This is a genomic window from Dechloromonas hortensis, from assembly GCF_009469765.1.
GTDB lineage: Bacteria > Pseudomonadota > Gammaproteobacteria > Burkholderiales > Rhodocyclaceae > Azonexus > Azonexus hortensis.
Genome location: NZ_SSSQ01000006.1, coordinates 1 through 23,315, shown reverse-complemented (window position 1 = coordinate 23,315; position 23,315 = coordinate 1). Strand labels below are relative to the sequence as shown.

18 protein-coding genes are annotated in these 23,315 nt (G+C 50.5%); 9 read left to right on the top strand and 9 right to left on the bottom strand.

Annotation, left to right across the window (positions count from 1 at the left end):
* Positions 1-23: 23 nt before the first annotated feature.
* Both GH663_RS11170 and GH663_RS11165 read right to left on the bottom strand, forming a co-directional pair.
* Positions 24-2,429, bottom strand: coding sequence for a hypothetical protein (locus tag GH663_RS11170; protein WP_153131819.1), 2,406 nt, complete (start codon positions 2,427-2,429; stop codon positions 24-26).
* 146 nt (positions 2,430-2,575) lie between these two features.
* On the bottom strand, positions 2,576-2,845 hold the full coding sequence (locus GH663_RS11165; protein WP_343029829.1) for an acyl carrier protein: 270 nt from the start codon (positions 2,843-2,845) through the stop codon (positions 2,576-2,578).
* A 95-nt stretch (positions 2,846-2,940) separates the two neighbouring features.
* Here GH663_RS11165 and GH663_RS11160 point away from each other — a divergent pair, with 95 nt between their 5' ends.
* On the top strand, positions 2,941-4,539 hold the full coding sequence (locus tag GH663_RS11160) for an acyl-CoA ligase (AMP-forming), exosortase A system-associated (RefSeq protein WP_153132000.1): 1,599 nt from the start codon (positions 2,941-2,943) through the stop codon (positions 4,537-4,539).
* Between the two features lie 90 nt (positions 4,540-4,629).
* A complete protein-coding gene (locus tag GH663_RS11155) occupies positions 4,630-5,874 on the top strand; it encodes a pyridoxal-dependent decarboxylase, exosortase A system-associated (RefSeq protein WP_153131817.1) in 1,245 nt (414 codons plus the stop codon).
* Here the strand turns inward: GH663_RS11155 and GH663_RS11150 are convergent.
* Positions 5,871-7,181, bottom strand: coding sequence for a GNAT family N-acetyltransferase (locus GH663_RS11150; protein ID WP_153131816.1), 1,311 nt, complete (start codon positions 7,179-7,181; stop codon positions 5,871-5,873). The genes GH663_RS11155 and GH663_RS11150 overlap by 4 nt on opposite strands.
* Positions 7,182-7,634: 453 nt before the next feature.
* Here GH663_RS11150 and GH663_RS11145 point away from each other — a divergent pair, with 453 nt between their 5' ends.
* From GH663_RS11145 to GH663_RS11115, 7 genes are read left to right on the top strand one after another with little or no spacing between them, the layout of a single operon-like run.
* Positions 7,635-9,017, top strand: coding sequence for a TIGR03013 family XrtA/PEP-CTERM system glycosyltransferase (locus GH663_RS11145; RefSeq protein WP_153131814.1), 1,383 nt, complete (start codon positions 7,635-7,637; stop codon positions 9,015-9,017).
* 44 nt (positions 9,018-9,061) lie between these two features.
* Complete coding sequence (gene prsK / locus GH663_RS11140; RefSeq protein WP_153131812.1) at positions 9,062-11,179, top strand: XrtA/PEP-CTERM system histidine kinase PrsK; 2,118 nt, start codon at positions 9,062-9,064, stop codon at positions 11,177-11,179.
* Positions 11,176-12,534, top strand: a complete 1,359-nt coding sequence (gene prsR / locus GH663_RS11135) for a PEP-CTERM-box response regulator transcription factor (protein ID WP_153131809.1) — start codon at positions 11,176-11,178, stop codon at positions 12,532-12,534. Before prsK ends, prsR begins: the two co-directional genes overlap by 4 nt.
* A gap of 23 nt (positions 12,535-12,557) precedes the next feature.
* The gene (prsT, locus tag GH663_RS11130) at positions 12,558-15,329 is read left to right on the top strand and encodes an XrtA/PEP-CTERM system TPR-repeat protein PrsT (RefSeq protein WP_153131808.1); all 2,772 of its coding nucleotides are present in this window, start codon (positions 12,558-12,560) and stop codon (positions 15,327-15,329) included.
* A 29-nt stretch (positions 15,330-15,358) separates the two neighbouring features.
* Complete coding sequence (locus GH663_RS11125) at positions 15,359-16,639, top strand: nucleotide sugar dehydrogenase (RefSeq protein WP_153131806.1); 1,281 nt, start codon at positions 15,359-15,361, stop codon at positions 16,637-16,639.
* 12 nt (positions 16,640-16,651) lie between these two features.
* On the top strand, positions 16,652-17,542 hold the full coding sequence (locus tag GH663_RS11120; RefSeq protein ID WP_153131804.1) for a transglycosylase SLT domain-containing protein: 891 nt from the start codon (positions 16,652-16,654) through the stop codon (positions 17,540-17,542).
* Positions 17,539-18,306 carry a S1 family peptidase gene (locus GH663_RS11115; protein ID WP_246181563.1) on the top strand — a complete coding sequence of 256 codons (768 nt, stop codon included), beginning with the start codon at positions 17,539-17,541 and terminating at the stop codon, positions 18,304-18,306. Before GH663_RS11120 ends, GH663_RS11115 begins: the two co-directional genes overlap by 4 nt.
* Position 18,307: 1 nt before the next feature.
* Here the strand turns inward: GH663_RS11115 and GH663_RS11110 are convergent, their stop codons facing one another.
* From GH663_RS11110 to GH663_RS11085, 6 genes are all read right to left on the bottom strand, one after another.
* Positions 18,308-19,447 (bottom strand): nucleotidyltransferase domain-containing protein, encoded by a 1,140-nt coding sequence (locus tag GH663_RS11110; protein WP_246181578.1) that lies wholly within the window; start codon positions 19,445-19,447, stop codon positions 18,308-18,310.
* Positions 19,416-20,336 (bottom strand): HprK-related kinase A, encoded by a 921-nt coding sequence (locus tag GH663_RS11105; RefSeq protein WP_153131803.1) that lies wholly within the window; start codon positions 20,334-20,336, stop codon positions 19,416-19,418. Before GH663_RS11105 ends, GH663_RS11110 begins: the two co-directional genes overlap by 32 nt.
* Positions 20,333-20,623 (bottom strand): HPr-rel-A system PqqD family peptide chaperone, encoded by a 291-nt coding sequence (locus GH663_RS11100; protein WP_153131801.1) that lies wholly within the window; start codon positions 20,621-20,623, stop codon positions 20,333-20,335. The genes GH663_RS11105 and GH663_RS11100 overlap by 4 nt, the downstream gene beginning before the upstream one ends.
* A 35-nt stretch (positions 20,624-20,658) precedes the next feature.
* The gene (locus GH663_RS11095) at positions 20,659-21,369 is read right to left on the bottom strand and encodes a hypothetical protein (RefSeq protein WP_153131799.1); all 711 of its coding nucleotides are present in this window, start codon (positions 21,367-21,369) and stop codon (positions 20,659-20,661) included.
* A 330-nt stretch (positions 21,370-21,699) separates the two neighbouring features.
* A complete protein-coding gene (gene galE / locus GH663_RS11090; RefSeq protein WP_153131797.1) occupies positions 21,700-22,710 on the bottom strand; it encodes a UDP-glucose 4-epimerase GalE in 1,011 nt (336 codons plus the stop codon).
* A gap of 314 nt (positions 22,711-23,024) precedes the next feature.
* Positions 23,025-23,315, bottom strand: a 291-nt coding sequence (locus GH663_RS11085; RefSeq protein WP_246181562.1) for a LysR substrate-binding domain-containing protein, incomplete at its 5' end; no start/stop codon positions are given.

Below are 23,315 nucleotides of genomic sequence, written 5' to 3'. Positions count from 1 at the left end.
GGCAGTTGTAAAAGATGAAGGACTTAATGCTTGCTATTTGGGTGCCTGATAAAAAGCCCCAGTAGCAGCAGCAAGTAAAAGAGCGTGGCCACTCGGGGAACATCAAGCAGGCTATCGAACATGCCCACAACACAGAAGCCGGCAAGCCCTCCTGCCACAGCGGGGGCAATCGAGTGGCCCGCCGCCTTTCCCCAAGCCAGGCGGAAAAATGCGGATGCCAACATAAGCAACAGTACGACCAACCCTAACCCTCCCTGCTCGAACAGGATGTGCAGGAAAATATTCTTCATATGCCAAGGCATATGGTATTTGTCTGACGATGAAAACCAGTGTGTCAGTTCGTTATCGAAATTGCCATTGGCAAGCAATTCCAGGCCGTTGTTTTGTAAAGCCAGGTTGTCAAAATCAGCAACTCCGCCTCTGGAGAGCATCGCAATAGAAAAAACAACGAGCTCCGGGGCATACCACGCCCCACCGCCCGGCAAGTCCCCCTGCAGATCAACCTCCATCTGCTGCCACCTGCCGCCCTCGCCTTTTGCTTCAACCTGACGAGCAACACATCGGCCTTGATAAAGCAGGTGCTTGGCGCAAACCTCAAAAGCAAAAACGACATCTTTTTCAGCACGAACGTTGAAGTTCACCCGGTACACGCCCGGTTCCGGCCTAATACGCTGTGTAACCCGAAAGACCTCACCCCATCCATTAATATGACGCCCACCAACGAGGCGTAAATATGCATTACCGGAGGGATCGGATTGCAAATGAAAACCGCCGGGATACTCACTTTGGGGCGCTGCAAAGAAGTATGTTGCAGGAACTCGCCCCAGACCTTTACCCAACCACCAATCGGCGCCTTGAAGTTGGCCAAGCCCAGTCTCCCAATGCTGCAGACGATAATCCAGATCCTTGTTCGTCGTTGAAAAGCGATCAGCCATGTATCGCCCACCAGAAAAAATTGCAACGATCGCCGCCAGTAATGCGAGGAAAACCGCAATCGATAGCTGTGAGCGAATACCACACTGCGGCAGAGTCCGGCGACTAGCAACGAAAATCCCACAAAGCAACGTTACGCAAGATATAGCCATGCTCGCAATAGCATCTTCCCCGCCCCAATGCCAGGCGACCAACACGCCACTACTTAGCATCGAAACATAGCTGGCAACGAGCAAGCCAGGAACAATTGCAGAGACGCCCCGCCATCTCCAAACAAGACTTCCTGCGGTCAACAGTCCAGAAATGGAAAAAACCAGATATGCACCTTTCGGCACACAGATGGCCAGCGCCAAGCCAATCATCGAAGACAGCAGCCCCAGAGATATCCCGCGCCACCAAGTTGCACTAGAGACTGAAGCCAGAGCAAGAGCTATGGGGTAAAAGAGTCCGCTGGCCACCAGAAATGCAAACATTCCCCGATAACCGGAAGTATCAAATATCCAATATGCAGCAATGGTGAATAAAGCCACGCCAAAAAATGCAACGGTAAGATCACTTTTCTTAACGAGCAAGAGCAAATTAGCAGACCGAATCTGGCGCATTGAGAGCCATATGCTTACCCCCAAGGCAATCGGAATTGCAGCATAGACACCGCGCGAAAAGGTGGTCAGGCAGGCGTAACAGGCCAAAGCAAGAGCTGTAACAACGAACGCAAGGTGCCAGCGCGATTTGGCGAAAACCAACTCCCGAGCGGCAAAAGGCACGGTCAAGGCCAGAAAGCCATCAAGTGCGGCGCCGCCTACATGCATTTCCCAAAATAAAGCGGTCGTTCGATAATCCGAAGAAAAATCCAGTAAACCAAGGAAGGCAACGCGCTCCCAGATCGTTGCGAGTGAGACAAGACAAAGACCAGCTGTCATCCCCAAGCCCAGCAACAAAAAATTGCTACCCCCTTTCCTATCCTGTGGAGGAGGGATCAGACAAAGTGGGAGGAGTAAAACAGCCAGCAAAAATGGCTTTGCCAAGCGGATACTGTTCATCGACTCGTAGTAGCCATGAAACCAGGAAAAGATGAATCCGCCGCTATCCACTACGCCACGGAACAGCGAAATCAGGACTGACACCAACATGGCAAGGAGCAACAAGGCGCCCGAGGATAGCTTGAGTCGATGAATCTCGTGAATGGGCGAGCGGAATGCCAAGGCATACCGAAGGTATGCACCGCCAAGCAGAAGGAGCACAACGAGATCAAACTCCTCGAAAGTGATCCAACCGGTCCACGGAGCAAGATCGACAACCGGCAGCATTGCCGGAACAAGGAAAAAAACGAGGGGTGGGTAAAGCGCAGCAGCAAAAAATGCAGCGAAACAAAGGCTGCCCAAAAGCCACTCGTTCCGCATGGGGTGATGTAAAAACAAAAAAACTGCTGCGAGGACTGAAACAGCCCCCGCGCAGAACATCACCACACGGAGCAGGAGAATATTTTTCCCGGGCATCTCAACTCAGCTAAAAAGAAGCGCCCAACACTAAAATCAGACTCTGCGCTTCAAATACCGGCAAAAATTGGCCACAGCAAAACACCAACGCCAACCGTGAAAACCTTCATGCGTCAGCTTGCGAAACACGCAAGCCAGAACAGCTTTCAGGAAGCCAGCTTGGCGTCGACAAACGCAATGAGCGAACCGAGGGTTGCAAAAGTACTGCCCTCTATTTCATCGTCATCTACGGTAAAACCGAAACGGTCTTCAAAGCTGGTTATCAAGGCAACCACCGCCATTGAATCGAGTTCCGGGATAGCCCCCAGCAGCGGGGTGTTCAACGAGAACTCTGCTGAACGGCCATTCAAATTTAGAATTTCATCCAGAAGGGACAGCACTTCTTTTTGGGTATTCAAACCTTGCTCCAGATACATCAGATTTCAGACGCAGCATTATAGGCACAGAATGCCATTTCGACTGTGAGATACTCCACATCGTCATACCTTGGCCCATGGCAGAATCACTCATCATGCGCGACTCAATACTTCTTCCCGAACTAATTTACCGTGCTACCGACCGTGACTCGAGCGCGCCAGCGCTCACCTTCGGCAAATCAACACTTTGTTATGCCGAGTTGCAGGATGCAGTAAATCGGTTTGCCAGCGGCCTGCTCTCCATCGGTCTCCAACGCGGGGAGCGAGTGGCGATCTACCTTGAAAAACGCTTTGAGATGGTCATCGCCAGTTTTGGTGCACCGGCTGCGGGAGGCGTTTTTGTACCAATCAACCCGCTGCTTAAAGCCGATCAGGTTGCTTACATCCTTCGTGACTGCAATGTGCGCATTCTGGTGACCTCTCCCGAACGACTTGCGCTGTTGCAGGAAACACTGCCAAGCTGTCATGACCTCCGCCATGTTGTCGTTCTTGATCATGCCGACACCATTGCATCCGCCAACACGCTGAACATCTGTCGCTGGGGAGAGTTGCTTGATCAGCCGACACGCTCCGGGCATCGACTCATTGACACCGATGTATTGAGCATACTGTACACATCAGGCAGCACAGGCAAGCCCAAGGGCGTAGTCCTTTCCCATCGAAACATGGTGGCAGGTGCAAAAAGCGTTTCAAGCTACCTTGAAAATCACGCTGGCGACACACTGCTCGCCGCCCTTCCGCTCTCCTTTGATGCCGGCTTCAGTCAGTTGACTACAGCCTTCCACGTCGGCGCGCGGGTCGTTCTGTTGAACTACCTGCTTCCCCGTGATGTGCTGAAAGCTATCGAGCGTGAAAAAGTCACCGGCTTGACCGCTGTGCCGCCGCTTTATATTCAGCTCACGCAACTTGCCTGGCCGGAATCAACGACCGAACACCTGCGCTACTTTGCCAATACCGGCGGCCGCATGCCACGTGAGACACTGGAAGCCTTGCGTCGGCATCTACCAAAAACAAAACCATATTTGATGTACGGCCTGACCGAAGCATTCCGCTCGACCTACCTGCCACCAAGCGAAGTCGATAAACGACCGGACTCGATCGGCAAAGCCATCCCCAATGCAGAAATTCTGGTGCTACGCGATGACGGTTTTCCTTGCGCACCAAACGAGCCAGGAGAACTCGTTCACCGCGGCGCATTGGTCGGCCAAGGTTACTGGAACGATCCAGAAAAAACCGCCGAGCGCTACAAACCCTTGCCGGTCCACGCACCGGGCCGTGAGGCGGGGCTTGTTCTACCAGAGATTGCAGTTTTCTCCGGCGACACCGTCCGGATGGATGAGGATGGCTTCCTATACTTCATTGGGCGCCGCGATGAAATGATGAAAACTTCAGGCTATCGAGTCAGCCCGACTGAAGTGGAAGAAATCCTCTATGCGACCAAGATGGTAGGCGAATGTGTTGCTTTCGGAGTTGATGACGAACGCTTGGGGCAAGCCATCCAAGTAATCGCCACAGCCCCCCCGCAAGGGCATCTTGATATCACAGCACTGCTCATGGAGTGTCGAAGTCGGATGCCGGCCTACATGGTCCCCCAAGGCATCGAGATTCACACAGGCCCGCTACCACGCAACCCCAACGGGAAAATCGACCGAAAAATACTGTCGACCGCATGGATCGAGAAAAACGCATCTTAGATTGGTGAACATTCGCTTCGCATCCGCCCCCGGCCCCGGCCCTTGGGTAGATGCAAGCTCATCGATCAGCTTTCCTTGGAACCCCAAAGAATGTCAAACCAAGCCCGCCCGCTGCCCACGCACCCCCCGATGAAACAGTTTTCTATTGCGAATGATCAGTTGGTAATCAATAGCATTCCATTAAAACTACTTGCAGCTCGGGTTGGACAAACACCGTTTTATGCCTATGACCGCCAACTGCTTCGCATGCGCGTTGAACAATTGCGCAAAGCGCTGCCTGCATCGATAAAGCTCCATTACGCGATGAAGGCAAACCCTCTACCAGCAGTGGTAGGTTTCATGGCAGGCTTGGTCGATGGCATTGACGTCGCCTCTGCCGGAGAGTTGAAGATTGCACTGGATGCGGGCGCCTCTGCGCAGGAGATCAGCTTTGCCGGGCCGGGAAAGCGGCAGATCGAACTCGAGCAGGCCGTTGCCGCAGGGGTACTAATCAATATCGAGTCTTTCCGGGAGGTAACCGAACTATCTTCGATTGCCAAAAAGCTAGCGCTACCGGCAAGAGTTGCTGTCCGCGTCAATCCGGATTTTGAACTGAAAGGCTCAGGGATGAAAATGGGGGGCGGCCCCAAGCAATTTGGTGTCGATGCCGAATGTGTGCCGGAATTGCTCTCTGAAATCGGTAAGGCAAATCTACAGTTTGAGGGCTTTCACCTGTTTGCCGGATCACAAAACCTCAAAGCCGAATCGATCTGCGAGGCGCAGCAAAAGTCCTATCAACTCGCACAGGCCCTTGCCAAACACACCCCTTCACCGGTCAAATTTCTCAACTTGGGCGGTGGTTTTGGCATACCCTACTTTCCTGGCGAGCGCCCCCTAGAACTGAATGCAATTGGCGACAACCTTGCACAGTTGGCCAGCCGAGCCAAATCCGAGATGCCCGAAGCGCATATCGTTATCGAACTAGGACGCTATCTGGTCGGGGAAGCAGGAATTTATGTTACCCAAGTCGTTGACCGCAAGATTTCACGAGGACAGACCTTCCTTATCGTAGACGGCGGCTTGAATCATCATCTGTCAGCCTCCGGAAACTTCGGCCAGGTTATCCGGAAAAACTACCCGGTCGCGATCGGCAACAAAATGGATAACTGCAATCTGGAATTAGCTTCCGTCGTTGGCCCGCTATGCACGCCACTCGACCTGTTAGCGGACAAGATGGAATTGCCTGTGGCCCAGCCGGGCGACTACGTGGTGATTTTTCAGTCAGGCGCCTACGGAGCCAGTGCCAGCCCCCAGCGCTTCCTGGGACACCCGGAGGTTATCGAAGTACTTGTTTAGGCCAGGTAGAGCGTCGCATGCTCAAGATCCTCATGCGTACGCCCTTTTTGTAGTGCATTGACAAATTTCCGCCAGATCAGGTCCGGCTCGCCAACACGAAAGCCATAAAACCCGTTAAAACCATTCGCATGATCACGGACAGCGAGCGCCTTGATCACTGACACTTCGGACTTCCCGAGGCGTACCGTGGCCGAACTCCAGATATTCAGCGGCAAGTCTTCCTTGGCATATGCCTGGAAACCATATTCGGATACTTCAATAACCTGAACTGCGAATTCGCACTCCTGACTCCCCGCCTCATCAAGGCGAAGATGCCCGGGACAGCGAACAGAAAAACGCTGGTGCTGTCGCGTCAAGATGCCCTCTCCGCTATCGGGTAGCGCAGGCAGGATATCCCGATAACTCGGTAAGTCATATATCGAATGCAGCAAGACCCTTTTCCGCTGATCCAGGCTGGCAAAGCCATGCGTTCGAACATTAAAGAAATAGTCAAGCAACTCAGGCGTCAAAACCGGGTCGTTCGTAGTGAAATAACGACGATTTGGAAGCATCAGGTTAGGCAAGCAAATTTTAGTGAAATACTGATGCAGGTTTTTACGCGGCGACTTTTTCGCGTAAACCCTCTCCAATACAGTCGGAGCAAACCGCAGATCAAGTGAAGCCCCAACAGCAGGCGCGCCATTCGCAAAATCGTAGTTTTCGACCACATTCGCCACCAAACGCTCGAAAAACAACAACGATTCGTACATTTCTATTCGATTTGGGTTTACCGCAATCAATAAATGGCGCGTATCAAAGTATTGTGTGGCGTACTCATACATGAATTTCATCAGTGGAAAAAGAATCGCTCCACCGGTCTTGCGAAATCTTGGGTGAACCGCCAAGGCGGACACTTCTGCAAGGTTCCCCTCATTTTGCCGGACACCGCTGAGATCGAAAATTTTCTGCAGCGGAAAACCGAAAGCGCTCTCGCGAATCAGGGAGATGGTACCAACCACCTCCCCATCCCACTTGGCGCACAGCGTAGTTGTCGACGGCAAAGCGTGGTAAATGGTTACTCTCATCCCCGAAGGTTGAGCCTGCATGAAGCCACTCTCAACATACGCGTCATGCAGCAGTCGAAAGCATGCTTCCAACTCCTCCTTTGTCTCAGCGATTTTTAACTGCAGACGCTCACTCGGCGCGGGATCGCAATCAACAAAGGAACGGTAAACCGCAAACCGGGCCTCTTTTGGCAATGCAGCAATCATCTTGCGAATGCTTTGATGCACTAACCTACGTAACGCTTTGACAGGATTATTAGCCATCAGCGACACCTCGTTGTGCCAAGCAGAATCTCGGAGCGATGTCAGTGTTATACACCACTCTTTGTTTGAGTAGATAGCCAGAGAGGATCACAATGCAAGCAGGTCTATTACTTTGGTTGTAGGGCTTTTAATGACTGAACTCAGTACAATGCGCAATTGTCATAGTGAGATTTTTACTCATTGAGCTGATCGTCGCAAATGACTGATATTACTCAGAATGACCGTGAAAAACCTCATTGAATTTATGACGTACAACATTCCAGATGATAAAGCGTTGGAATGTGAAGTCGCCGTGAAATAGTACACAGGCAATATGTGCCATGACTCGTAGAATCATTTCAGACGACTTGCTGGATAGAAGGGGCATGATCTACGAGAAGGCATTGCCCACTAAGTAGGGGTAACTGATTTTGCAGGGCATTGGCATTTACGGGATGAGTTCGGAGGTAAGCAATGGTCAAAATCTTTAGTCACTGGTTCAGTTGGCGCAGCTTGATACAGATGATCTTTGACCTCTCATTCATTATTGTCGGGATGCTCATCGCCTTCATGTGGATCAGTAGCGGCCTTCCGATCAATCATAGTCACCTCCTTCTATTTGCCGCAATCCTTGGCGTCACGATGCTAATCGTCAATGGCTGGCTAGGCTTTTATCAACGGATACACAACCGTACCGTCAGCGAAAGCAGAGCAAGAGCCGTGCTGTCGCTCTATTTAGCCGTACCACTTGCCTACGCGGTTTTTGCCTTGCTTCCGGTAACCGACATTAGCCGGGAATTTGCTCAACTATCCGCAATGTCCGCAGTATTTGGCATGTTGGTCAATCGCGTCAGTGCCTCTCATAGAAATAGCAGCACACTCGTCAGCCGTCGCATTCTGATATTTGGCGCTGGCTCTCAAGCTCTATCCGTCAAACGCGCCCTCGCAAAATCAGATCCATCAGCCGAAATTATTGGTTTCATTCCTAGCCCGAATGAAGAGGCGCATGTTGTCCCGGAGACACAGATTCTCTCCCGGAGCAAAACCCTGACTGATACTGCGATTGCTCTAAGAGCCAATGAGATTGTGGTAGCCCTGAGCGAGCGCCGTGGCGGATCAATGCCACTCCGCGAACTGCTTGACTGCAAGCTGCACGGCATACGTGTAATGGATCTGGCCAGCCATTTCGAGCAAACGCTAGGGCAAATCCGCCTCGACTCTCTCTATGCTGGCTGGCTTATTTTCGGCGACGGTTTTCGCCAGGGAACCCTGCGAACCGTCATCAAACGTTTATTCGACATTGTCTTCGCCTCGATCCTGATTATTCTCGCAATGCCTGTAATGCTGGCTACTGGCATCTTGATAGTCGCGGAAAATGGATTTCCATTGTTCTATCGCCAGGAACGGGTTGGTCTAAACGGCCGCTTGTTTAATGTCATCAAGTTTCGCAGTATGCGGCGTGATGCTGAAAAGGATGGCAAACCGATCTGGGCCAAAGCACAGGATGATCGCGTCACCAAGGTTGGAAAATTCATCCGAAAACTACGCATTGACGAACTTCCTCAACTGTTCAGCGTTCTAAAAGGCGATATGAGCCTCGTTGGTCCTCGCCCAGAACGCCCATTCTTTGTCGACCAACTAACCAAAGAAATTCCTTTTTATGCCGTTCGCCATAGCGTCAAACCGGGGGTCACTGGCTGGGCGCAAGTACGCTATCACTATGGTGCTACCGTTGAAGACTCAGCTGAAAAACTGCAATACGACCTCTACTACGTTAAGAACCACTCTCTTTTCCTGGACATGGTCGTTCTATTCGAAACAGTTGGTGTCGTCTTGACAGGCAAGGGTGCTCACTAAGGCAATGCCGAGGCGCAATAGCGCGATGGCCTAGATACCTCTCAATGGAAAACCAACCGGCATCACTGATCGCCTGGAGCTTCGGAATTGCAGCCAGTGGCTATCTGCTGTTTGCTGTCTACTTATTTTCACTTGGAGCGGAATGGCGCCATAGCACCCGCCCTCGCGCATTACTGTTGGCCATGCTCATTTCGGCTTGCTGGGCAGGCCTAGGAACGGCCTTCGCACTTACCAACTCGCCCCTCCTTCTACTTGCCAACACACTCGCCGACTTTCTTCGCTATGGCTGCTGGTATGTTTTTTTGATTCTCCTTCTCGCGTTTGACAAGAGATCGGGCGAGACAACACGGCCCTCGCTAGCTTCATGGCTCACGCCCGCCTGCTGGGTTGCAGTCATCAGCGGCATTGCGTTGCATCTCGCACTAGGTTTTAGCCTGATTTCGATAGAGCATTGGGCAAGAACAGTACTTTTCCAAGCATTGCTGATGATACTTCTCGGCCTGATCCTGGTTGAGCAATTGTTCCGAAACGTATCAGAAGACTCTCGATGGAACGTAAAGCCGCTCTGTCTCGGTCTGGGTGGCCTTTTCATCTTCGATTTGTATCTCTATTCCGACGCATTGATGTTCAACCGGATTGATCCAGATGCCTTAGCCGTCCGTGGCTTTGTCAATACACTGGTCATTCCGCTTTTCATAGTCTCCACCTTACGAAGCCGCGACTGGACCTCCAAAATCCGCCTCTCACAAAAAGCCGCCTTTCATTCAGCAACACTGCTAATTGCCGGCCTGTATTTGCTGTTCATGTCGGGTATTGGTTACTACGTTCGCTATTTTGGTGGTGACTGGGGCCGGGCACTCCAATTGGGTTTGCTTTTCGCTGGGCTATTAGGTCTAGGCTATTTAGTAGTTTCCGGGTCAATGCGCGCCAAATTGCGCGTTCTGGTCGGCAAGCACTTTTTCAGCTATCGCTATGATTACAGGGAAGAATGGCTACGTTTCACGCAAACGCTATCCACCCAAGACTCCCCCCAAGCGATGGGACAACAAGTCGTTCGTGGTTTGGCCAACATGGTTGAAAGCCCTGGTGGCGGACTCTGGTTACTTGACTCTGGGCGCAGCGTTTTTTGCCAAGCAGCGCGCTGGAACATTCCTGTTGAAAGCAGCAGAGAAGACTTCGACTCCCCTCTAATCCAATTTCTTTTGACCAGTGGCTGGGTCATCAACCTGGAGGAGTACCGTTGTTTTCCGGGCCGTTACGGTCAACTCGATATTCCGGCGTGGGTTTCAAACATTCCAAACGCATGGCTTATTGTCCCGTTAATGGTGGGTACCGAGATCAATGGCTTTGTGGTCCTGACAAGTTCACGAACCAAAATCGACATTAATTGGGAAGTCAACGATTTGCTGCGCACAGCCGGCTGTCAAGCAGCGGGTTTCCTCGCCAAGATGCAAGCAACCGAAGCACTGCTGGAATCAAAGAAATTTGATGCATTTAACAAGATGTCGGCGTTCGTCGTACATGATCTGAAAAATATCGTCACACAACTATCCTTGATGCTGCGTAATGCTGAACGCCATCGGGACAACCCAGAGTTCCAACAGGACATGCTGATGACGGTGGAGCACTCGGTCGAACGTATGCGGCAACTCATGATGCAATTAAGAGAAGGGGCAACACCACCGGGCACCCCTTGCGGCGTGAATCTTCCAGATGTCATTGAACGGATACAACGGGGTAAAATCAACCAAGGCCGATTATTGGAAATACGCCTCCATGAGCGGCTAACCACTCGCGGCCACGAAGAGCGCCTCGAAAGGGTCATCGGCCATCTTGTTCAAAATGCTCTGGATGCGACCGATCCGAGCGGGCGAGTTTGGGTATCGCTGGAGAAACGAGGAGACAGGGCGGCCATAGAAGTTGGTGATACAGGTCACGGCATGAGCCAGGAGTTCATCCGGAATCGTCTCTTCAAACCATTTCAAAGTACCAAACAATCGGGAATGGGAATCGGTGCCTTTGAAAGTGCGCAGTACATTAAAGAACTAGGTGGGGAAATGCTGGTTGATAGTGAAGAAAACCATGGGACAAGAATCACAATGATTTTGCCCCTCTTCGATCTGCGAACCGAGTCCGACTTAAAAGAAGGGGATGCTTCGTGAGCACCGAAAAGCGCCGCCCTTTACTTATCGTCGAAGACGACCCGGCCCTTCAAAAACAATTGCGCTGGTCTTTTGACCAATTCGAGACGTTGACCGCAGATGACCGCGAAAGTGCGCTACTGCAGATTCACCGACACAGTCCGCCGGTCGTGACCATGGATCTTGGACTCCCCCCCGATGCAGACTCGGTCTCCGAGGGATTTCGCCTACTGGAGCAAATCGTATCCACCGCTCCGGAAACCAAAGTAATTGTACTAACCGGGCAAAATGATCGTGCCAATGCGCTACGTGCAATAGCCCTCGGTGCCTACGATTTTTTTGCAAAACCATTCGAACCGGAACTACTGACATTAACGATTGACCGTGCATTCCGCCTATTTGATCTCCAGCAGGAAAACCGACGCCTGCAGGAAATGCAACATCCCGCAGCTCTTGCCGGATTGATTACTCGCGATGCTGAAATGCTGCGTGTGTGCCGCACCATCGAAAAGGTAGCAAACAGCAATGCTACTGTCCTTCTACTTGGCGAAAGCGGGACTGGCAAAGAAGTTCTGGCGCGGGGGTTACATGACAGTTCGCCCCGAAGGAAAGAGCGCTTTGTAGCCATCAATTGCGCAGCTATTCCAGACAATTTGCTTGAAAGCGAACTTTTTGGTTACGAAAAAGGGGCGTTTACCGGGGCAGCCAAGACCACGCCAGGAAAAATCGAAACAGCCCATACCGGGACCCTGTTTCTGGATGAAATCGGTGATCTGCCGCTATCCTTGCAATCTAAATTGTTACGGTTCCTTCAAGAGCGCATCATTGAGCGCATTGGCGGACGCCAGGAAATCCCGGTCGACGTTCGCATTGTCTGCGCCACACACCAAGATCTTAGTACGCTTATAAAAGAAGGTCGCTTCCGCGAAGACCTCTATTATCGGCTTGCCGAGATAATTATTATTATCCCCCCCCTTCGGCTGCGCAAAGGTGACCCGGCACTACTGGCACACGCCTTTGTCAGGCGTTTTGCCGCAGAGCAAAATTGCGGCAATATGGTACTTACAGAAGATGCTATTCGGGCAATAGAGGCCCATTCATGGCCAGGCAATGTACGCGAGCTTGAAAACTGCATAAAACGTTCAGTAATTATGGCTGATGGCTCGCAAATTACACGCGAAGACATAGGTCTCAATCACGCTGCAGAAGATGACAGTGAGTTTATTGACCTACGCCGTGTACGCGACGAGGCCGAAAGACGTGCCATTGTTACAGCGCTTGGGCGAGCCAATGGCAACCTCATGCGAGCATCAGAAATTCTAGGGATCAGCCGCCCTACTCTGTATGACCTGATGCATAGACTAGGCCTGAAATAACCACCTTCAGCGAGACCACGATTATGAATAAAAGAACCCTTTTTCGGTCTGCAGCATTCTCGACGCTCCTGCTGACAGCCCTGACTGGCTGCAGTGGCGACAAGCCGGAAACACTTATCGCATCAGGGCGAGATTATCTTTCCAAAAACGACAGCAAAGCTGCTGTGATCCAGTTTAAAAATGCTCTTCAGCAAAACCCTAATCTCGGTGAAGCCCGCTTCCTTTTGGGTAAAGCCCTACTCGAGAGCGGCGACGCTGCAGGTGCAGAAGTCGAACTTAGGAAAGCCCACGAGCTCAAGTTCTCGCAAGAAGAAACCATCCCCTTGCTTGCCCGAGCCTTGCTCGGCACCGGGCAAGCAAAAAAAATCAGCGACGAATTCTCAAAACTGGAGCTTCCTTCGACCGAGGCATCTGCCAACCTAAAGACGACATTGAGCGCAGCTTATCTAGTCCAGGGAAATCGAGAAGCCGCTCTTGCTGCACTGAAAGCTGCATTAACTGCTCAGCCTGATTACGCACCAGCTCTGTTGGCAGACGCCCGGTTAAAAGCTGCGAACAGCGATTACGAAGGCGCTCAAGCCATTGTCGACAGCATTCTCTCCAAAACAGCCAATAATCACGAGGCACTTTTTCTCAACGCTTCGCTCGCTGCAGTCCAAGGCAATCAAGAAAAATCGCTGGAACTGTATCGCAAGGTGACGGAAGTCAAAAATGACTTTCTGCCAGCTCATGCCGCGATTATTTCCATACTCATGCAGCAAGGGAAAACAGATGACGCAAACAAGCAGCTTGATGCACTCAAAAAAATAGCTCCAAAACATCCGCAGACCATCTATTTGGATACTCAACTCACCTATCAGCGGAAGGACTACAAAATCGCCAGGGAGTTGGCTCAACAACTCTTGAAGCTCACCCCGAATAATCCGAATGCTCTCCAGATTGCAGGAGCCATCGAATACCAACTTCGCTCCTACATACAAGCGGAGTCCTATTTAAACAAGGCACTGCAACAGGCACCGGACATGCTTCTAGCTCGTCGCCTGCTTGTCTCCAATTACTTGCGGACAGGACAAGCGGCCAAAGCAATGAGCACACTCTCACCTGTGCTCGGACGCATCGATAAAGACCCCACCTTGCTTACTCTGGCTGGACAAACTTTTCTCCAGAATGGCGATGCCAAGAAAGCGGAAGAGTTTTTCGCCAAAGCCAACCAGCTTGATCCCAGTGATCCAGCGAAGAGAACGTCACTAGCCATTGCGCATATGGCTCTTGGCGACATAAATACCGGCTACAACGAACTGGAAAAAATATCGGCATCAGATAAGGGCATAACTGCTGACCTGGCACTGATTGCAACCTACTTACGACGGAATGAACTGGACAAGGCCCTCAAGGCCATTGACAGTCTGGAGCGCAAGCAACCCGACAATCCAGCCACCTACAATCTGCGAGCGCGCACGCAACTGGCCAAGAACGACCTCGCTGGAGCGCGCATTAGTTTTGAAAAAGCGTTATCAATCAACCCTGCCTTCCTTCCTGCCGCGGTTAGTCTTGCCGCAATGGATATGGTGGACAAAAAGCCTGATGACGCCCGCAAACGCTTCGAGAGAGTACTTGCTGCGGACCCTAATAATCTTGGCGCACTAATCGCTCTTGCTGATCTTAAAAATGCATCAGGGGGCAAACCCGAAGAAGTTGTAGTACTAATTAACAAAGCAGTTGAAACCAATCCGACCGAACTGGCCCCCCGTTTAGCCTTGATCGAGTTTTATCTGCGCAGCAAGGAAACGAAAAAGGCCCAGACAGCAGCTCAGGAAGCGTTAGCAGCGATGCCAGACAAGCCTGAGTTACTTGATGCCGTGGGCAGAACACAAAGAGCTGCTGGCGATTCGAATCAAGCCTTGGTTACCTACGGCAAGCTAGCAGCACTACAGCCAGCCTCGCCAGTTGCACACATGCGGATGGCCGAAATACATATCGCCAACGCCAACAAGGATGATGCATCAAAGAGTCTACGCAAGGCCCTCGAAGTCAAGCCAGACCTTCTTGAAGCCCAACGAGGCTTGATCCTGTTGGCGCTGGAGAACAAAAAACCTGAAGATGCCTTAGGGTTAGCTCGAGAAGTTCAAAAGCAGCGCCCCAAGGAGCCGACGGGCTTCATACTTGAAGGTGATATTCACGCATCAAGCAAGCGTTGGCCTGAAGCCATCGCAGCCTATCGTGCAGGGATAAAGCAAGGAGCCGCTCCAGAACTCGCTGTTAAACTTCACTCTGCACTATTAGCCTCTGGCAACACCGTCGAACTAGAAAAATTCTCAAACACTTGGGTAAAAGAGCATCCGAAAGATATTATCTTCCGTTCCCATTTAGGTGATGTAGCAACTGCACGAAAAGACTATCCAGGCGCAATTCAGCATTATCGGGCAGCACTTGAGATACAAGCCAACAACCCTCTCGTCCTGAACAATCTGGCCTGGGTTTCGGGACAAATGAAGTCACCCAAAGCGTTGGAATATGCGGAAAAGGCCAATCAATTGGCGCCCAACCAACCACCATTCATGGATACCTTGGCGATGCTTCTTGCAGAAAAGGGCGAAACAACCAAAGCCATCGAAATTCTGCGCAAGGCGTTGGTTATTTCCCCTGACGCGGCTGCGATAAAACTTAATTTAGCAAAAATACTGGTCAGTTCAGGACGAAAAGATGAGGCACGTGTTGAGCTAAACGCATTAGCCAAACTCGGTGAAAAATTCCAAGGGCAAGCTGATGTAGCCCGCCTACAAAAAGAACTTTAACTACTTCCCTTTATTCCAAGAGCTCAAAGATGAAAACAATCGCTGTCGTTGGACTTGGTTATGTCGGACTTCCTTTAGCAGTCGAATTCGGCAAAAAGTTTCGTACTATTGGCCTAGATTTATCTGCAGAAAAAATTGCAAGCTACAAGCAGCATATAGACCCAACAGGCGAAGTCAGTAGCCAAGACCTGAAAGAAGCGACCCTTCTGGAAGTGGGAACCGATACAGCGTGTCTGAAAGAAGCTGATTTTGTCATCGTTGCCGTCCCCACTCCGGTAGACGATGCCCACCAGCCGGATTTCAGCCCTCTGGTCAGTTCCTCCCGTGCCGTGGGCCAAAATCTTAAACAGGGTGCGATCATTGTTTTCGAATCGACCGTATATCCGGGCGCAACGGAAGAGGTCTGTATTCCGATCATTGAGCAGTACTCAGGCAAGAAATGGAAAACGGATTTCTTTGTCGGCTACTCTCCTGAACGCATCAATCCTGGTGACAAGGAACGCACTGTAACCAAGATCGTCAAGGTAGTTTCTGGTGACACGCCGGAAACCCTTGCTACCGTTCAGGAGATATACGCCAGCGTAATTACAGCGGGTGTCTTTCCGGCCTCGTCGATCAAAGTTGCCGAAGCAGCCAAAGTGATTGAGAACACCCAGCGCGACCTCAATATTGCACTGATGAACGAGTTAGCCATCATATTTGACCGAATTGGAATTGATACTCTTGAAGTCCTGCAAGCAGCTGGAACCAAGTGGAATTTCCTACCCTTCAGACCAGGCCTGGTTGGTGGTCACTGTATTGGTGTTGACCCATATTACCTGACCCATAAAGCACAAAAATTAGGATATCACCCCGAGGTTATCCTTGCCGGCCGTCGAATTAACGATGGCATGGGCAAATTTGTTGCGGAGCAGACCATAAAACAGTTGGTACGCAGAGGGCACCCAATCAAAAACTGCCCGATCATCGTTCTAGGTCTAACCTTTAAGGAAGATTGCCCAGACCTTCGAAACTCCCGTGTCATTGACGTTATCCGTGAACTCGAATCCTACGGTGCTCAAGTTGTAGTTCATGACCCAGTCGCTGACGTAAAAGAGGCGCAACATGAGTATGGTGTTGACCTAGTCTCCTGGAATGACCTTCCCAAAGCGGCTGCCATTGTTGCTGCTGTAAATCACAAAGAATTTAAAGAACGTGCAAGCGCGGATTTCTTATCTAAACTGGAAACAGGTGGGGTAATCACCGACGTGAAAAGCATGTTTGATTCTGCTGCATTCAACGCCGCAGGAATAAGCGTCTGGCGACTCTAAGAGGAGTACGGCATGACACACTCAAGGTCAATCTGTGACAATTCAAAACCTTGGGTACTGTTTGCTCTATTTCTAGGCAGCATCTCATTCAGCCCGGCATTCGCAGAAAATCGCAATGCCGATCTCGCCTTATCATTAAGGCTCGAAGGGCGTACTTATGAACATGGTGATGGTGTAAAGCGCGATCCCGAAAAAGCCATCCAGTTATACTGCGAAGCAGCGCGTCTTGGCGATATTGAAGCACAATACAATCTTGGCTGGATGTATGCCAACGGACGAGGCATTCAGAGGGATGATGCAACTGCCGCCTATTTTTTTAGCATGGCGGCAAAGCAGGGTGATCCACTTTCCCTACGCATGCTTCGCCAAGTAGGCGACCCAGTTTCAAAAGTACCTGAATGCCTTTTTGACAGCGATGGTCATGACATTTTGGCCAAAGCGATTCCTGAACACAAAAAAGTCATGGATTTGGTGCTTAAGCTTGCCCCGGAATATGGGGTCTACCCTCGACTGGCAATGGCAATTATCCGTGCCGAATCAAATTTTAACCCGGTTGCTGTATCACCAAAGAATGCACAAGGCCTGATGCAACTGATCCCGGAAACAGCCGAACGATTCAACGTCAGAAAACCGTTTGACCCCGAACAAAATATCCGAGGAGGACTCTCCTATCTACGCTGGTTATTGGCCTACTTTAAAGGTGATGTGACACTGGTTGCCGCAGCATACAATGCTGGGGAAGGAGCAGTTAACCGATTCGCAGGTATTCCTCCGTATCCTGAAACTCAGGGCTACGTAAAGCGGATTCGAGATATATTCAAACGAGAGGACCACCCCTTTGATCCAAGCGTTACGCCCCCCTCACCTGAGTTGCAGAAAATCGCTTTACGCAGGTTGATGTGACGAAACTGAACTCATCGGCAAAAGGAATATTTCTTGCATTAGTTTTAATGCAACCAATACTCGTTGCAGCTGAAATTGCTGACTTAATTGAGCAAATAAAACCCTCGATCGTCGTCGTTGGTACCTATAAAAAAACCAATAGCCCACAGTTTATTCTACGTGGAACCGGGTTTGTCATCGGCAATGGAAATCTGGTAGCTACCAACGCTCATGTTGTACCAGAAATCACAGACCTTGATTCAGCGGTACTTGCTATCCAGGTCAAAAATAGCAGCGGAGTTCCGCAGCTAAGACAGGCTTACTTGTCATCTCGCGATCGCGATCATGATCTTGCGATTTTACGAATCGATGGCTCCGCCCTGCCCCCGCTCAAACTTAGAAACTCCGACTCGGTTCGCGAAGGGCAACTAATCGGTTTTACCGGCTTCCCTATCGGGGGCGCACTCGGCTTCTCACCGGTAACTCACCGCGGGATGATTTCCTCGATCACTCCAATTGCTCTGCCAGGGGGGAATGCACAGCAACTCAATGAAAAGGTCATCCGTCGCATAAAAAACGGAACGTTTAATATTTTTCAGCTTGATGCTACTGCCTACCCCGGAAATAGTGGCAGCCCTGTCTTTGACCTTGAGCACGGTGAAATCATTGGCATCATCAATATGGTCTTCATCAAGAGTACAAAAGAAGCCGTTCTGAGCCAGCCTTCCGGCATAAGCTATGCTATTCCCGCCAATCATCTAAAAAACATGCTGGAGTCTCAGTAGATTACTGAGCATCAAGCTTCTTGTTCTGAGTATTAAATTGGTTCTCTTTGGCGGGAGTTTTTATTGCCTTGTGGAGTAAATGCCAGACCAACAATCTCACTGGCATTTTTATCCAATGCGATCTTATGTAGAGTGCTTTTCTTGCTAGCCATGTCCCTCCGGTATGAGTACTGGCGTGATTCGGGCGCAATGCCCTCGTATAGCAAGCATTCATCAGCCATCTGAAAACCCATGATGGACATATTGCCTTCAACTCAGCGACAACACTCTGGGGGCATGGGGTATTAAAAATACGCATGGAGAACACCAAGGCATAATACAGAGGACGGAGCAATCCCAATTCTCTGGCCCTTGGGACAAGCCCGAACCAAAAACTCTGCTCAACACCAAAATGGCGGAGCATTGTATCCAAATCGGCAAGATCGCGTAAACCGTTGTCAAGTTCCCCCTCATGGAACAAGTGCGCAGCGCTATGCAAAACCATATCAGCCGGTTTGAGAACGAAAATATTGTGAAAGCCATTTACAGGCAAGGGACAATCCAGCAGCGCTTGCGTATTAACTTGAATACGAGCAGTTTCCGGCAAAATCCCATGATGGACGTCGATAGTTGTTCCGCGACGAACATGCAACATCGGCGGAATTTCGTGCATCCATTTCCGGTAATACCGCTGGTCGTACTCGTCATGATGGCTTCCCTGCCAACCATGGATCATTAACGCACTCTCAACATCGATAATTTCGCTCTTACGAACCAGGATATCGACGTCTGAAAATGTACGCCCCCTTGAGGATGGAAGTCCGGCCAAGACATAGGCAGCCCCCTTCAACAGAATAATATCCACGCCGATGGTGCGTAATGCCTCGGAAATACGGGAAACCTCCCAATGAATAGCCGCATTCTGGCGCTCAGCCATCTTTAGTGCGGAAAGTAGATGCGCCTTCGGTGAGGCAGGGAGCAAGGACATCAAGCCTGAATCTAAAAGCAGAACAGCTAGTTTTCCAAGCAAGTTCGCCCGACGTCCTTGACGAATTAGCAAATCCCAGCCACTGGGATCCAGCGACAAAACCGCCCGGGGATCCCGCAAACATTGAACAAGCACGCCTTCGTTACCCATTGATGCGACGGGCCAGCAAATCATCAAAAACACGCTCGGCATCGCTTAAACGACTATAGGTAAATTGGAAGCATTCACAGCTATCAACCAAGTCGCCAACTGCCTCAAAGCCTTCACGACCATGAACGTTGTAGTTGAAGGACTGCTCTGCAATCAGCATGAATGCCTTACCTTTGCTCAATGGCTCAAGCAAAGCATCGGCATCCACCTGATAGTGCGGCAAAATTATCCAGGCTGGTCTGGCCGGAATCTTGACCTGTTGTACGCTTTCCGATGGTGGCCGAAGCAAGGCAACCGTACCTTTGGTTGTATCTGGAACAGGTGATGTGATTTCTGCCGCCGGCGTATGAGCCTGTATTATCGGAATTGACTGGTTTTTTAGGCTAACCGGGCGTGCCATACCGTAGAGTTGTTTAGTTTCAAAATCATAAAGTGCCAACTCATCGGACAACAAGCGCCAGCCACGACCTATTAGCGCTGCACATAAGGTGCTTTTCCCCGAACCGGGAGGTGCAGGCATCACCACAGCCACCCCCTGCCGCTCAATAACAGCAGCATGAACAATCAAAAAACTATGGCTATGGGCTGCCACACACCAGTTGATCCCCCATTCGAGCATCGGAAAGGCTTGATCAACAGGAAGTGGAATGAAAGACGGGCGGCCGTCGAAATAAAACCGGGCCAGTGGCCGAAACCATCGCCGAACACCGCGCTCGTATGAAACCTCGACATGGAAGTCGGAAAAACAATTGGAATCCAGAACCGTGAAGTCCTGATATATCCGGCCAATATCCTCGGCCAGTTCCGATATATCGGAACGAACTCGAACCACAAAGGGAAACATGTCTATGCATAACTCTCCGCGCTGGAGAATCGCAAAAAGAGCATGTTTGGAAAGCTCGGAAACCTTCAATTGGCTACTGCATCAATCAGGTCAGCACACTGGAGTTGAACAAATGCGGTATCAACAGCAGTAGAAATCATCTCTTGGTCATCGTCAGAAAAACGCTGAAATAACGAGAGTTTTAATTCCTGCAAGCTTGCAGGCGAACTTGCCAGAAGTTGGTAGAGTTCGTGAGCAACAATACTGAACAAGTGAGTGCTTCCGTTGCGAGGATCATAAACAACTGCGAGATCCTCATCTTCAAAAACACGGAAAACCAAGTCCGTGCTTTGCAAAAAAAACTTCGCCTCGGGCATCTGACTTAGCAAATGAACATTGGCCGTAACGACTATTAAGGTCTGACAATCCAGTTATTGAACAGATAGTCCTTAATCTCCATCGGCCCCCAAGTCACGCTCCCCATATTCGAGGGTGAATAAGAGCCACTTGCCATTCTTTGAAGATCCTGGAGCGTCAGACATTTATCAAGGTCATTCGGCGTGCCCAATGGAGCCAGAAGAATATAGTTCAATTGAGCAACGATCGTATATTTCTGAAGATCGCTCCCCAAATTCAACACTTCTGTGATTTTAGCATCGTCAGTCAAACCACTCGGCCGGGCCAAGCCGGACACTGAGGTGAACAATTTTTTTACCGTTACCTTGGTGAAATCAAAATAGATCCTACCTTGACTGTCAGTCGACGTAGTCGAACTATCCTTCAATGCAGGAAACTTGCTTTTGAGCTTGGCCCAAGGCTTGCCAAAATTATTTCTCGACTGATTCGCTACCCAGTTTGAAATAGTCCAGGTTTCGTCAGCATAGGAACTGTGCCCATCGTTCGTTTTCAGGCTGGTATTCGGATTAATAAGTTCAGACCCCCAGGCTGAGGGCGATTTGCAGTGCCAAGCCAAAACAGGCCGACTTACCAAGGTCACCGCTATTACTGACGCACCTTTCCTGAATAAGCGACGACGGGAACGAGCAAGGCCAATTTTATCTGGCGATTCCGACACGAGGTCAGCGGCTCCATTTTTTTCTAGTTCGGTTTTTTTATCGTCCATGACCCTACCCTCACCTTTCACCCAACCATTGCTATTTAGGCCAAGAATATCAAACATCCAACCCAGTTGCTGTGATCTTTTTCACATAAATAACAAACAATTCAGTAAGCCAGGCATCTCAGCAAATCAACAAAAACCAAGTAACAAAAAAAATCCAACAAATTGATTCAATGCAATAAAAAGAAAAACTCAGACAAAAATTTCAAAGCTGGCAAAGGCACTACGAATTATTTCGGGATGTTTCTTAAATCAGCAAATACACTCTGGCAGAAAAACCCTATACTTAAAAAGCCCTATCATGCCAGATACATAAACCACATAGACCTGCTGTTATTTGTTGTAACCCAGTGGATTGGCTGACTGCCAGCGCCAAACATCCTGGCACATCGTGTCAAGACCATGTATGGCCGACCAGCCCAGTATTTTTTGTGCGCAGGAGGGATCCGCATAGCACGCAGCAACGTCGCCAGCCCGTCTTGGAGCAATACGGTAGGGAACTGGATGTCCTGAAGCTCGTTCAAAAGCGGCTACTACCTCCAGCACGCTATGGCCCTGCCCTGTACCGAGATTGATCGGAGTTGCCCCATTCAGAGATGGCAACGCATCCAAGGCTGCGAGGTGACCTTTCGCCAGATCTACGACATGGATGTAGTCCCTCACTCCGGTGCCATCGATCGTCGGGTAGTCATTACCAAAAACCGCAAGTTCCTGACGCCGCCCGACCGCAACCTGAGCAACAAAGGGCATCAGATTATTGGGAATACCCTGCGGATCCTCTCCGATAAGCCCGCTAATGTGGGCACCGACCGGATTGAAATAGCGTAGAAGGGCAATTTTCCAGCGTGAATCGGCCAGCGCAATGTCGCGCAACATATCTTCGATAACCAGCTTCGAGCGTCCGTACGGGTTAGTGGCCTGCAACGGAAAATGTTCAAGGATCGGTACCGTGTGCGGGTCACCATAGACCGTTGCCGAAGAACTGAATACCAAATTGAAAATATTGGCTTCAGCCATCGCTTCAAACAGGCGCAAGGAGCCCAGGACATTGTTGTCGTAGTAACGCATCGGTTGCTCGACCGACTCGCCCACTGCCTTCAGCCCGGCAAAATGAATCACCGCAGATATCGGGTAATCCCGGAAGACAGCCCTTAATGATTCGCCATCCCGGATATCCCCCTCAAGCACAGTGGGACGTTTTCCTGAAATTCTCTCTATCCGGTCAAAGACCTTTGGCGAACTATTCGAAAAATTGTCGAATATCACGAGTTCATGTCCGCTGGCCAGCAATTCAATCACTGTGTGTGAACCAATATAGCCAGCGCCGCCTGTCACCAAAATCATTTGTTAGTCCTCGTTACCGACTTCCCTGAAGCGGCATCACATACAAAGATAAAAATCTAATTTTGCCTGAGACAACGGCTCCAGCCAACATTTAATGCCAAATAGAAATATCGAAATCTTGGCAAATGCTGGGGGCATCACGCAAAAACCAAGTAAAGGAAGATCGCCAAAACAATCTGGCGTGCCCGGAGGCACTCGAACTCTGGATGAGTCTCCGGGACGCCTAGAAAACACTCAATTCACCCGTTAACCGCGGCCAGAGCGTTCCTCCTTGTTTGAATTCGAGGGGCTATGTCCAGCCACCGGCCTCTGGACTATGCCTCCCCCCCATTTTGCGACTTCAGTGCCGACTTGATGCTTTCCTCGCCGACATCCGGGCAAACCTTTTCGATGAAGGCGTGGGCATAGCTGCGCAGATAGGTCCCCCGGCGAACGGCAATGCGCGTGGTATTGGACGGAAACAGGTCGGGAACCTGAATGAGTTCCAGGCTGCGGTCCTGTTCCTTGTCGTAGGCCACCGAAGCGACGACCCCGACGCCCAGGCCAAGGCTGACATAGGTCTTGATCACGTCGGCGTCGATGGCCGACAAAACGATATCGGGAAC